Source organism: Photobacterium sp. GB-36 (assembly GCF_003026135.1).
In the GTDB taxonomy this organism is placed as follows: Bacteria; Pseudomonadota; Gammaproteobacteria; order Enterobacterales; family Vibrionaceae; genus Photobacterium.
This window is the reverse complement of the sequence record NZ_PYNY01000005.1, coordinates 202927-215293: the sequence shown is the minus strand read 5'-3', so window position 1 is coordinate 215293 and position 12367 is coordinate 202927. Positions and strand designations below refer to the sequence as shown.

Here is a 12367-nt window from a genome sequence, read left to right as displayed (position 1 = left end):
ACGGAATGATATTGTGGATATATTAACCTTAAAATGAAAAACACTTCATAATGGTGCTCTACTATATAAGTTGTAGCTGATAATAGTAAATTGATTTGAATAATAGTGTGTAGAGTTAGGATGTTATGAGAAAAGCCTCAGGGATGAAGTTAACTAATCGGTTAGTTGCTTTTGTTACAATGATTGTTATTTGCGCCATCTTCGTTATTTTCATCGGAGGTGCACTGAGTTTTCGTAAGCTTGGTCAGGATTACTTAACCCATTATTTAAACGGTGTTGTTCAAGTTATTGATCAAGAGCTTGCTGATCCTCAAGGTGGCGCATCATTATCTCGTTGGCTACCTAAGCTTTTAAAATCCAGTAATGTCATGGGGTTAACGGTAACGAGTCCACATGGCGTGGTGTACGCCTATAAAAGTATGGAGTCGATTACTGATCCTAATATTCTCTATGACAGTGAATATCAACTTCAACTAAACCCTCAGTACAAAGTGACAATTGAATCTATTCCACCTTATGCTGAGTCTACGTATTCACTCGGCGCTATGTCATTTATTAGTCTCGCTATCGGCATTGTTATTTTTGGTTTAGTACAAGGGGTACGTTGGTTAAAGCTTCAATTACGTGGCTCTGAATTATTAGAAACGCGAGGAAGAATGATTTTAGCCGGAAAGGTTGATGATTATGCGGTGGGTGATGATCATGAATGGCCTGGCACGGCAAGTTTAGCCATGGATCAATTAATAAAAGAACTGAAAGATGCCCGCCAAGGGCGTAGCCGCTTTGATACCTTTATTCGTACCCATACTTTCCTTGATCAACTCACAGGTGCTGCGAATCGTATCCTATTTGATAGTCGCTTAAAGTCCATGCTGCAAGAGCCTGATAATCAAGGCTCGGTTATCTTGTTACGCTTGGCTGATTGGGATGACGTGGTCTCTGAAGAAGGGAAGTTAATTGCTGATGAATTTATCCAAGATGTCAGTATTATTCTGTCTAATTTTATTCAGCGCTTCCCTGACACCATGTTATCGCGTTACTACGATGCTGAATTTGCAATTTTGATCCCACAACAATCAGCGAAAGAAATTAAACTCTTTATTAATCAACTATTGAATGCGCTCGAACGTTTGTCTCCGCCATTATCAATGGAACGAGACAACTGGTGCCATATTGGCGTGACGGACTTCGAAGGTGGGGAGCGGCGAGGTCGTATTATGGATGAAGCTGATATCGCATTACGTAGCTCGCAATTACAAGGCTCAAACAGTTGGAATCGTTTTACCAAGGAAAGCCATTATGAAGATGATCGAGGCAGTGTGCGTTGGCGAACGTTGTTTGATCGGATTTTAACCCATGGTGGTCCTTTGTTGTATCAGCAGCCTATCTTTAATGCCGAGAATAACATTGTGATCAGTCGAGAAATACTTGCACGTATTCAAGATGAGCATAGAAAATTGATCAAAGCGTCATTCTTCATGCCTATTGTAAATCAAGTTGGATTCAATCAACGTTTTGATCGCGCTGTCATTAATCAGATATTCACGTTATTAAAAAGAGAATTAACACCAGAAGTTTACTCAATAAATATTAGTGCTTATTCATTATTAGATAAATCTTTTACGAAATGGTTATTCAATGAATTATTACAATTGCCACGACCATTACTGAGTCATGTGATATTTGAAATATCTGAAAGTCAATTAGTCAAAAACCTTGATGCCTTACGTCCGGTATTAAAAAAATTAGTAGGGCTTGGATGTAAACTAGCTGTTGATCAAGCTGGACGTACGATTGTAAGTACACACTACGTTAAAGAGGTAAAAGTTAATTACCTTAAATTGCACCGAGGACTTGTGAGAGATATTAATAAACGACAAGAGAACCAGCTTTTTGTAAGAAGTATGCTAGGTGCTTGTGATGACTCAAATGTTCAAATTATTGCTGTTGGTGTTGAAACCGATAAAGAATGGGAAATATTAAAACAATTGGGTGTTTCTGCAGGTCAAGGTCGTCTATTTGCCAAAGAAGATGTGATTTTATAAAAAATAACCATTTGTTTTATTTTAATAAATTCAATGTTTTTTAAACAGTATTAATTAAGTGATGTTTATCAATAATTTTATCGTATATCATTGGGGCGGTAATTAACTGCTGCTAACCTTATCAATAAAAAAGCATCATACAGGATGTATAGCCTTTTTCTGGTCGATTATGAAATACGTATTCTCTAAGCTTTTTCAGCGAGCGAGTTTTCAACCCTCTGCTGCTTTGGTTTTCTATACCGACACGGTTGTCCTTGTCCAAGCGAAAACTGAACATTTTATTGTTGATCGTATGGGGGTCTCTAATGTTTCTGATTGGAGCGATGCTGCACGCAACTTAATTACACAATACCAACTCTCAGGTACCGATTTAAAATTAGTACTAGGGCATGGTTTATATCAAAGTTTAGTGATTGATAAACCAGAAGTGAGTATTGATGAACTGTCAACCGCACTGCCTTTTTTAGTCAAAGATTTAGTCAATGAGTCGCCGTCTGAATTAGTCGCTGATGGTTTTCCTGCCACAGCTAAAGATCGTTTACAGGTTTTTGTCGCATCAAAACAACTGATCACTCAGGTTGTCTTAGCGTGTCATGATTGTGGTTGCCGTGTCTCGGATATCACAACAGAAGACATTGCATGGAGTCGCTTTTCTGATCCTAATCGTAGTCAACTTATTCTCCATGCTGATGTTGATGGTAATCTGCAGTTAACTGCATTTAATGAACAAATGCTGTGTTTTCAACGTCAATTACGTGGTTTTACTTTACCGTTATTTGATCGCCAAGCGCTGGATGGTGGTAGTTTTCAGCTGGATAATTTAGCGCTTGAATTACAACGTTCATTAGATTTCATTAGTGCGCAGTTACGTAATAATCCAATTAGTCAGCTGATCATCAGTTGTGATAACGAAGATAATCAAGCTTTAGCAGAAGAATTAAATAAACGTCTAAATATCAATGTAGAGGCGATTCAAGAGGTTGATCCTTTACTTGATACTAATGCTGCGCGTTTAGGCTGGGCGGCATTACAGCGGCCTAAAAACGCGATAATCAATCTATATTCTGACAATTTACTGCCAACTAAGCAGTGGATGACACTCACCAATATCGTTGCCAGTTGGGTGGCACTTATTGCCATTTTCGCGATGTGGGCGGGTTGGAATGCATGGCAGAACACGATTGAGCAAAAAAAATTAGCGCAACAAACATCCTTATTAAGTGCTGAACAACAAAAACTTGATCATGCCAGAGTACAAGTTGCCGCATTGCTGTCAGATCCTTTAAAAGAGAATCACGCTCATGAGCTTGAAAAAGAAATCGCGGCAAAGCGTGCCACCCTTAAAGTCATTGAAGAGCATGATGATAGTTTAAAGGTTGGCTATGCGGGATTGTTACAGCAGTTAGCTGATGCGGCGAGTAGCGATATCTCGGTTCAACAGATTTATGTCTCAGGCACTTCAATGGATTTAAGTGGATTAGCACGTAACCCTGATGCTGTTCCTCGCTGGGTAGGAGCATTTAAAACTTATCCATCATTAGCTGAACGTCGTTTCCAAATGATGTCATTGGGTCGTAATGATAAAAATGTCGTGACCTTTCAGTTACAAGCTGAGCGTAAAAGCATCATTAAGGGGGGCGAACAATGATCAAGTGGGATGAGCTAAGTCAGCGTTTTGCTGCTTTGTCGGTGCGTGAGCAATGGTTAATTGCTATCACAGGTTGGTTTGGCATCTTGTTTATTGGCTATATGCTAATTATTGAGCCACAAATGGTGACCTTACAGACGGTTAAAACAGCATTGGTGGATACCAAGAATGATGTGATCACCGCACAAAATCAATTGATTGTTGCAAATAGAAAATTACAGCAAGATCCGGATAAAGCGATTAACCAAAAATTGGCACAATATCAGCAAGAAGATAAAGCCTTACAACAAGCGCTAGAAGCAAAAATTGGTAGTTTGATCACGCCGGTTCAAATGGCTGGCTTGCTAGAGCAAGTTCTACGTCATAGCTCGGCATTAAAATTAGAGTCAATGACGTCATTACCGTCATCCCAACTAGTGAGTGGTGATCAACAGGGGTACTTTGTTCACCCCATTCGCTTAACGTTTAAAGGGCGTTACTTTGATGTGGTGAATTACTTAAATAAATTGGAAGCATTACCGGTTAAATATTACTGGCGAAGCCTGAGCTATCAGGTTGATAAGTATCCATGGGCAAAGGTGGAACTGGAAGTGTATACCTTAGGTGAGAGTAAGGACTTTATTGGTGGATAAGAAAATGACATGGATGGCAGCTTTACTTTTAAGTTTATGCGCCTTCGGTGCTTATGCTGCTCAAGATCCTACTGCACCATTAGGTTGGGTGGCGAGTAAAGCCAAAACGAGCCAAGCACAGGCACGATTGCCACAGTTACAAAGTATTATTTGTGATGGTCAGCAGTGCTCGGTGATTTTAAGTGGTCAAGTGGTCAGCATTGGCGAACGCGTCAATGGTTACACTCTGACAAATGTTTCTGAAAGTAGTGTTACTTTAAGTCGTAGTGGCAAAAAGTGGCATTTGGCGTTATTTGCTGAAAATATACGAACGAATTAAGGTTAAATATTATGCGTCGAATTCTTCTAGGGATCACCATTGCATCCTTAGCGGGCTGTTCAACTAATATGGGGCATCAAAACCCTGTTGAAGTGAAGAAGGCCTTAAATGAAGCTGCGAATGAAGCGAGTAGCCGTCCGTTAATGGAGCTACCGTCTGCGGTCAATGCTGATCTTATGCCATCACTTGATAGCAATATTAACCCTGCTAATTCTTCGTTAGAAAAGCGTTTTCGTGTTAATGCTAAAAATGTTGAAGCCAATGCATTTTTTACCAGTTTAGTAAAAGGCACGCCATTTAATATCGTCATTCATCCTGGTGTTACTGGCCGTATTACGATGAAATTAAATGATGTCACTCTCGATGAAGTGCTAAATGTCGTGTCTGATATTTACGGTTATAGTACGACGCGTAAAGGGAATATTATTCAGGTTTTCCCTGCAACGCTACGGACTGAAGTGATCCCCGTTGATTATTTACAATTACAGCGTAAAGGTAAGTCATTAACCTCTATTACCTCCGGTTCTATTAGTGATGGCGATAATAATTCATCATCAGGTGATGATAATAGTAGTAGCTCATCATCAAGTGGTGGTAATACCACAACGGGCGGCACAACGATTGAAACGACCTCGGACAGTGATTTTTGGACACAGTTAGAGAAAGTCGTGAGTGGCATGATTGGCTCTGGTGATGGTCGAAATGTCATGGTATCACCGCAAGCGGGTCTTATTTCGGTTCGCGCCTTCCCTAATGAATTACGTGAAGTTAAAGAGTTCTTGGGCATGTCTCAACGTCGTCTAAAGCGTCAAGTCGTGCTTGAGGCGAAAATCATGGAGGTGACACTTGATGATAGTTACCAACAAGGTATTGATTGGAATAACTTAACGCGCAGCATTGGTGGTACAAATATTGTTGTGAATGGTGTTGAAAATGCAGCAGATATTGTTGCTGGTGCACTACCCGGTGGTAATGCCATCTCAGAACTTTTAGGTGGTCAAACTAACGTTACTATTTCAGATGGTAACTTTAGTGCGGTGATGAGCTTCTTATCAACTCAAGGGGATTTGAATGTACTTTCTAGCCCGCGAGTGACAGCTGCAAATAACCAAAAAGCGGTGATCAAAGTCGGTGGTGATGAATACTTTGTGACAGACGTTTCAAGCAGCAACGTCTCAGGTGATAACAATAATGTTTCGCCAGATGTCTCATTAACCCCGTTTTTCTCTGGTATTTCGTTAGACGTAACGCCACAGATTGACGACCAAGGTGGCGTTTTATTACATGTTCACCCAGCGGTTGTTGATGTGCAGAATGAACAGAAAACGATTGAAGTCGGTACTGAAAAACCTATGGTATTACCGTTGGCAAAAAGTACTATTCGCGAATCTGATTCAATCATCCACGCCCGAACAGGTGATGTTGTGGTGATTGGTGGTTTAATGAAATCAAGCATTAATGATCAAGTCTCGAAGGTTCCTCTGCTTGGTGATATTCCTGGGATTGGTAATTTATTCCGTCATATCAATAAAGTGAAAAAGAAAACTGAATTGGTGATCTTACTTAAACCGACAGTTGTGACTGACAATACTTGGAAACAAGAAATTGAACGCTCTCGATCACTGATTAATGAATGGTTCCCTGAAGAAGGGTAATTCATGTATCTCGAACACTTTGGTTTTAGTCAGCAGCCTTTTTCTTTAACACCGAATACCTCTCTTTTCCATGCGCTGCCATCACATATTGAAGCGATTCAAACCGTGTTGGCAGCACTACAAATGGGCGAAGGGATCACACAGGTATCAGGAGAGGTAGGAACGGGTAAAACCTTAGTGTGTCGTATGTTGATGACCCAATTGCCAACTCATTTTGATCTTGCTTACCTACCGACGCCAGCCTGTAGTGGAATAGAATTAAAGCGTTCATTGGCAAAAGAATTAAGCCTACTACCCAATAGTGACCATGCTTTACTGACAGAGCAAATTCAGGATGAATTAATCACTCGCCGATTGAATGGTCAATCGGTGGTAGTGTTACTCGATGAAGCACAAGCGTTGTCAGATGATGCGTTAGAAGCGATTCGTTTATTCGGTAATTTAGAAACTGAACAAGAAAAGCTACTACATATCGTTTTACTCGGACAGCCAGAGCTTGATCAACGATTAGCTCAGCATCAATTGCGTCAATTACGTCAACGGATCACATTTCGTGCTGTTTTACGGCCATTAACCTTGGCTGAAACCGTTGCATATATACAACACCGACTGTATCAAGCTGGCTATACTGACATGGTGTTTAGCTTGTCGATATGCCGCGCAATTTGGTATGCCAGTGGTGGCATACCACGATTGATCAATCAACTATGCCATAAGTCCTTACTTGCCACTTTTTGTGAGCAAAAATATATCGTTAGTAAAAAAGAAGTTCTCATGGCTATTCGGGATACCCTTGGTGCAAAACAACCTAAGTGGTCATTTCCTATATTGTGGGGATGGAGTCATTCATGAGTGAATTAAATCGCCGACTTAATGAGTTGAGCCAAGTAAAACTCGCTTCTGTATCACAGCAGGGCTCTCCATTACGTGCAGCAGAAATAGCACCTATACCAACATCAGCATGGCCGAAATGGGTAACTGTTGGTTGCTGCACCATGGCATTTGTCGGTATGGCGTGGTGGTTAAATCAACCTGATAGTGTTGTTACACCAGCCATGGCACAAACAGAAATAGCCGCAGAGCCTATTGTTGATCAACCTGAAACGACGAAAGAGATTGCATCAGTTAAACCGTTATCAACCATTGCAGTGAAAACACCTGTAGCATCAGATGAAATTAAAACGGCAGTTGTTACAGAACAACCACATTCAAAGCGTATTGATAAATCAGTCACAGCTGAGCTTACGAATATGCCTGTCGCTCAAGAATCTCTTGAAAGTGAAAATGAACAAAAAGAGTTACAAAGCTCTTATGATCAAGGCTATGAAAGCGGTTATGAAAAAGCATTGGCTGCGGTTGAGCGAGAGCATAAAGTCCAGTCAAAGCCACCTGCGCCAAAACCTGTTAAAAGTGAATTATCGATTCAAACGGTTTCTTTAACGCCAAAAGAATTGGCGCAAGTTGAATACTTAAATGCAGAAAAAGCCTTAGAGCAGCAAAACAGTAAACAAGCGGTTGTTAATTTAGAGTCGGCTTTAAATTATCGACCGGATTGGATCATGGCAAGGCAACGTTTGGCGGCATTGTATTATGGGCGAGGCAATGTAAGAGAAGCGATTGCGACGCTTGAAAAAGGGCTAGCAAAGCAACCGAATCAACCACAGTTACGTTTAACACTCGCAAAATTATTGGTCAATGAAAACCAAAATCAAGCGGCATTAGCTGTGTTAAATGATAAAAGTGGCAGCATGGATTCACAGTATTTAGCCATGCGTGGCGCGTTAGCACAAAGATTAAATAACAATGTGGTAGCACTTCAAAGTTATCAACAATTAGTGCGTTTAGCGTCATTTGATGGTCGCTGGTGGATGGGATTAGCGATTGCTCAAGACCGGAGTGGTAATGCAGAAAAAGCCCGTGAGTCTTATCAAAAAGCGTTACAGCTAGGTAATATCTCAGCGTCATCACAACAATTTATTCAGCAGCGTTTAGTTGCATTAAAATCGCATAGGAGCTAGCCGATGCAAATTCGATTACGTAAACGCTTAGGCGACCTTCTGGTTGATGAAAATATCATTACGCAGCAACAACTAGAACAAGCACTGACAAAACAGCAATCAACGGGGCGTAAGCTTGGTGACACCTTAATTAATCTAGGGTTTCTTACTGAACAGCAAATGCTGCAGTTTTTGGCACGTCAGTTGGATGTGCCGCTTGTTGATTTAACACGAGTGCAAGTGGATAGCGAACATGTTGGTTTACTTTCAGAAGTAAATGCGCGTCGCTTGCGTGCGTTAGTTTTAGGTCGGCATGGTGATACGGTTCGTGTTGCGATGAGCGATCCTGCTGACTTAGCAGCGCAAGAGGCGGTGTTTGATCAGCTCAGCCAGTACCGGGTTGAACTTGTGATTGCGCCAGAGCGTCAATTGTTGGCTGCCTTTGATCGTTACTATCGCCGTACTCAAGAAATTGCGTCATTTGCAGAGCAATTAAAAGCAGAACACCAAGATCACCACACTTTCACATTTGGCATGGAAGAGGCCGACAATGAAGAAGTGACTGTTGTAAAACTGATCAACTCATTGTTTGAAGATGCAGTGCAAGTGGGCGCTTCGGATATTCACATTGAGCCTGATGCTGATGTGTTGCGTATCCGCCAACGTATTGATGGTGTGCTGCATGAAAACCTGATTGATGAGAGCAGTATTTCTTCTGCGCTAGTATTGCGTTTAAAGCTCATGAGTGGCCTCGATATTTCTGAAAAGCGTCTGCCTCAAGATGGACGCTTTAACATGATGGTACGAAACCGCTCGGTTGATGTGCGTATTTCTACTATGCCAATTCAACATGGCGAATCGGTCGTAATGCGTTTACTTGATCAGTCCGCCGGTATTTTAAGCCTTGATGAAATCGGTATGCCGGATGATATCGTGCAGCGTTTTCGTCGCCAGCTAAAACGTCCTCATGGCATGATTTTGGTCACAGGGCCAACAGGTTCAGGTAAAACTACGACGCTATATGGCGCATTAAGCGAATTAAATAAGCCGGGTAAGAAACTCATTACTGCCGAAGATCCGGTGGAATACCGTTTGCCGCGTGTTAACCAAGTTCAGGTAAACAGCAAGATTGGGCTTAATTTCTCCTCTATTCTACGCACTTTTTTACGTCAGGATCCCGATGTCATCTTAATTGGTGAGATGCGCGATCAGGAAACCGTCGAAATTGGCTTGCGTTCGGCATTAACGGGTCACCTAGTTTTATCGACACTTCATACTAACGATGCGGTAGACAGTGCACTGCGTATGATCGATATGGAAGCGCCGGGTTACTTGGTGGCAAGTGCCGTTCGTGCAGTATTAGCGCAGCGATTGGTACGTCGTATTTGTAGTGATTGTGGTGAAGATGCGGCTTTAGAGTTGGGACAAAAAGCGTGGCTAGAAACCCGTTTCCCATTTTACAACAATCATGTTTTCCGTCGTGGACGAGGGTGTCATAGCTGTAACTTTACTGGTTACAAAGGCCGTATTGGTGTCTTTGAATTACTTGAGATGCGCCAAGATATGATGGATGCGTTACGTCAAAATAATGCGGTGCTATTTACCCAACTGGCGAGAAAGAGTGAAGGCTATAAACCGCTGGTGGAATCTGCAATGGAGCTTGCTTTAGCGGGTAAGACCAGCATTGATGAAGTACTGCTTCTTGGTGAAGGTGAAGTACTGGATGTTCTTAACTAGTAGTAGAGACGAAGATGGCAGTATTTAGCTACCGAGGGCGCGGTGAGAAAGGCCAATTAAAACAGGGAACGATTGAAGCATCAAATGCTAATGCCGCAGCCGATCTCTTGCTGCGTCAAGGTGTGATCCCTCTTGAGATCCGAGAAACGCACGGTAAAGCAAAAGGACAAGCGTTTGATTTAAGTGCTTTGTTTCAAGCGCAATTACCGCTAGAAATTCTCGTGATCTTTTGTCGACAGCTATACAGTTTAACCAAAGCGGGTGTCCCACTATTACGGGCTTTTAAAGGTTTATCGCAAAGTGCGAGTCATCCTTTATTAAAAACAACCCTAGAAGCGTTAACCCTTGATTTGACGAATGGTCGCGCGTTGTCAGTGGCGATGCAGCAACATCCTCGGGTTTTTTCTCGGTTATTTATCTCAATGATCCATGTCGGCGAAAATACGGGTCGTCTTGATCAGGTATTGTTACAGCTTGCGAATTACTACGAACAAGAGATGAATACCCGTCGCCAAATTAAGTCGGCGATGCGTTATCCCACATTTGTATTAACGGCTATCGTGATAGCAATGGGGATATTAAATACCAAAGTTATTCCACAATTTGCGTCGATGTTCTCGCGCTTTGGCGTTGAACTGCCATGGCCAACTCGAGTGTTGATTGGAACATCGAACTTTTTTGTTCATTACTGGCCGATGATGATTGGCGTATCCGTCGCTATTTGGTTAGGTATACGATTTTGGCGTAATACGCCAAAAGGTGCCGAAAAGTGGGATAACTGGCGCTTACGTATGCCTATTACGGGAAGCATTGTTAATCGTGCTCAAATGGCGCGTTTTGCGCGTACGTTTTCTTTAATGATCCGTGCTGGTGTGCCTTTAAATCAAGCGATTCAAATGGCAGCGGAATCGTTAGGTAATCGCTTTTTAGAAAACCGTTTGATAGAAATGAAGCAAGGGATCGAAGGCGGCAGCAGTATTTCACGAACCGCTACTAAATCAGGGGTGTTTACGCCACTCGTTTTACAAATGATTGCCGTGGGCGAAGAAACAGGTCAAGTCGATGAGTTGCTATTAGAAGTCGCGGATTTTTATGATCGTGAAGTGGAATATGATTTAAAAACATTAACAGCTCGAATAGAGCCCATCATGTTGGTTGTTGTGGCAGGTATGGTGTTGTTATTAGCTTTAGGTATCTTTTTGCCTATGTGGGGAATGCTCGATGTCGCTAAGGGATCGTGAGGTACAGCACAAAAAAAGGTTACAAAATGTTTCATGGCTAATAATTACATTTATATTAATAAGTGTTTTGTTATACGAATGGCAGCAAGTGCAAAAAAATGCCAAGTTGCTTCAGTTTGATTTAACCCGAAATAATTTGTATCAAGGTGCTGTAAACCTGCGTCAGAACTGGGAGTTAAATAATAGGCCTCATTATGACAAGGTTGGTGATATTGCGTTTGAATATACCCAATTAGGATGGCCTATTGTATTGAAACAGGGGGAGTTGGACTGCCCTAAAATATGGTCTTTATTGTCAAATGGAATAGGAAGGCCTGAATATAATTCATTTGGTTATAGAAGTACTGATGATTCAAACAGTTATAATACATGTTTATATGATATAGGCATTAAGAAAAAATTGGCAATATTTTATATTAATGACAAAATACATATTGCCAGTAATTTGTCGCAATAGTGTCGAGTTTCTTACAGTAAGGATAGGGAAATGAAAAAAAACGCCGGCTTTTCGCTTATCGAATTAGTCGTTGTGATTATTGTGCTCGGGATCTTAGCGGCAACCGCTTTACCTCGGTTTATGAATATCACCGATCAAGCTAAGCAATCTGCAATAGAAGGAATGACAGGCGGTTTTGCAACGGCTGTGATTTCAGCAAGAGCACAATGGGAAGCGTATGGTCGCCCTGTTGATAGCGGAAATAAGAATACTGTTGATTACGACGGTACTGAATTTAAATTAACCCAAGAAGATACCACGTTAAATATACGTCCTGGTTATCCGTTTGCGTTAAACGCCAGTGCAACAACTGATGTGGTCGATATGACGGCGACGGACTGTTTAGATTTGTTGCAAGAATTGATGCAAAACCCACCGTTAGCAACGACATCACGCGATGATCTAGCGAGTGGCAAAGATTTATTTTTCGTCACAGTTGAAGGCACAGGTGCCGCTAAACAGTGTCGTTATTACCAGCTAGCATCAGCTAGCAAAAATAGCTCTGGCGAAGTGAATCCATTCGCTGGGCATTCTTTTACTTACCAGCCGGCAGTGGGCCGTGTTGAAGTAGATTTGAAATAAATGAAAGGAATCAAT

Annotated in this window: 11 protein-coding genes; all 11 read left to right on the top strand. The window is 41.6% G+C overall.

Features of this window, described 5'->3' with window-relative positions:
- Window positions 1-125 precede the first annotated feature (125 nt).
- The 11 genes from csrD (at window position 126) to C9J46_RS07235 (ending at window position 12352) form a co-directional block, all read left to right on the top strand.
- A complete protein-coding gene (csrD, locus tag C9J46_RS07285; RefSeq protein WP_107206500.1) occupies window positions 126-2045 on the top strand; it encodes an RNase E specificity factor CsrD in 1920 nt (639 codons plus the stop codon).
- Between the two features lie 169 nt (window positions 2046-2214).
- Window positions 2215-3693: an MSHA biogenesis protein MshI gene (locus tag C9J46_RS07280; protein WP_107206501.1), complete on the top strand. Its 1479-nt coding sequence runs from the start codon at window positions 2215-2217 to the stop codon at window positions 3691-3693.
- Complete coding sequence (gene pilO / locus C9J46_RS07275) at window positions 3690-4325, top strand: type 4a pilus biogenesis protein PilO (protein ID WP_107206502.1); 636 nt, start codon at window positions 3690-3692, stop codon at window positions 4323-4325. The genes C9J46_RS07280 and pilO overlap by 4 nt, the downstream gene beginning before the upstream one ends.
- Window positions 4318-4644, top strand: coding sequence for an MSHA biogenesis protein MshK (locus tag C9J46_RS07270; protein ID WP_107206503.1), 327 nt, complete (start codon window positions 4318-4320; stop codon window positions 4642-4644). The genes pilO and C9J46_RS07270 overlap by 8 nt, the downstream gene beginning before the upstream one ends.
- Before the next feature lie 11 nt (window positions 4645-4655).
- Window positions 4656-6299 (top strand): pilus (MSHA type) biogenesis protein MshL, encoded by a 1644-nt coding sequence (mshL, locus tag C9J46_RS07265; RefSeq protein WP_107206504.1) that lies wholly within the window; start codon window positions 4656-4658, stop codon window positions 6297-6299.
- Between the two features lie 3 nt (window positions 6300-6302).
- Window positions 6303-7151 (top strand): ExeA family protein, encoded by an 849-nt coding sequence (locus tag C9J46_RS07260; RefSeq protein ID WP_107206505.1) that lies wholly within the window; start codon window positions 6303-6305, stop codon window positions 7149-7151.
- Entirely contained in the window at window positions 7148-8317 is a 1170-nt protein-coding gene (locus C9J46_RS07255) for a lipopolysaccharide assembly protein LapB (protein ID WP_107290709.1), read from the top strand. Before C9J46_RS07260 ends, C9J46_RS07255 begins: the two co-directional genes overlap by 4 nt.
- Window positions 8318-8320: 3 nt before the next feature.
- Window positions 8321-10033: a GspE/PulE family protein gene (locus tag C9J46_RS07250; protein WP_107290708.1), complete on the top strand. Its 1713-nt coding sequence runs from the start codon at window positions 8321-8323 to the stop codon at window positions 10031-10033.
- 14 nt (window positions 10034-10047) lie between these two features.
- Window positions 10048-11274: a type II secretion system F family protein gene (locus tag C9J46_RS07245; RefSeq protein ID WP_107206508.1), complete on the top strand. Its 1227-nt coding sequence runs from the start codon at window positions 10048-10050 to the stop codon at window positions 11272-11274.
- Entirely contained in the window at window positions 11255-11731 is a 477-nt protein-coding gene (locus C9J46_RS07240) for a hypothetical protein (protein ID WP_107290707.1), read from the top strand. The genes C9J46_RS07245 and C9J46_RS07240 overlap by 20 nt, the downstream gene beginning before the upstream one ends.
- Before the next feature lie 30 nt (window positions 11732-11761).
- The gene (locus C9J46_RS07235; protein ID WP_107290706.1) at window positions 11762-12352 is read left to right on the top strand and encodes a type II secretion system protein; all 591 of its coding nucleotides are present in this window, start codon (window positions 11762-11764) and stop codon (window positions 12350-12352) included.
- Window positions 12353-12367: the final 15 nt, after the last annotated feature.

What these genes read in the sequence shown, in the direction of transcription:
- C9J46_RS07260 (WP_107206505.1), top strand. Translation starts at nt 6,303, where the DNA reads ATGTATCTCGAACACTTTGGTTTTAGTCAGCAGCCTTTTTCTTTAACA.
- pilO (WP_107206502.1), top strand. Translation starts at nt 3,690, where the DNA reads ATGATCAAGTGGGATGAGCTAAGTCAGCGTTTTGCTGCTTTGTCGGTG.
- C9J46_RS07235 (WP_107290706.1), top strand. Translation starts at nt 11,762, where the DNA reads ATGAAAAAAAACGCCGGCTTTTCGCTTATCGAATTAGTCGTTGTGATT.
- C9J46_RS07245 (WP_107206508.1), top strand. Translation starts at nt 10,048, where the DNA reads ATGGCAGTATTTAGCTACCGAGGGCGCGGTGAGAAAGGCCAATTAAAA.
- C9J46_RS07280 (WP_107206501.1), top strand. Translation starts at nt 2,215, where the DNA reads ATGAAATACGTATTCTCTAAGCTTTTTCAGCGAGCGAGTTTTCAACCC.
- C9J46_RS07250 (WP_107290708.1), top strand. Translation starts at nt 8,321, where the DNA reads ATGCAAATTCGATTACGTAAACGCTTAGGCGACCTTCTGGTTGATGAA.
- mshL (WP_107206504.1), top strand. Translation starts at nt 4,656, where the DNA reads ATGCGTCGAATTCTTCTAGGGATCACCATTGCATCCTTAGCGGGCTGT.
- C9J46_RS07240 (WP_107290707.1), top strand. Translation starts at nt 11,255, where the DNA reads ATGTCGCTAAGGGATCGTGAGGTACAGCACAAAAAAAGGTTACAAAAT.
- csrD (WP_107206500.1), top strand. Translation starts at nt 126, where the DNA reads ATGAGAAAAGCCTCAGGGATGAAGTTAACTAATCGGTTAGTTGCTTTT.
- C9J46_RS07255 (WP_107290709.1), top strand. Translation starts at nt 7,148, where the DNA reads ATGAGTGAATTAAATCGCCGACTTAATGAGTTGAGCCAAGTAAAACTC.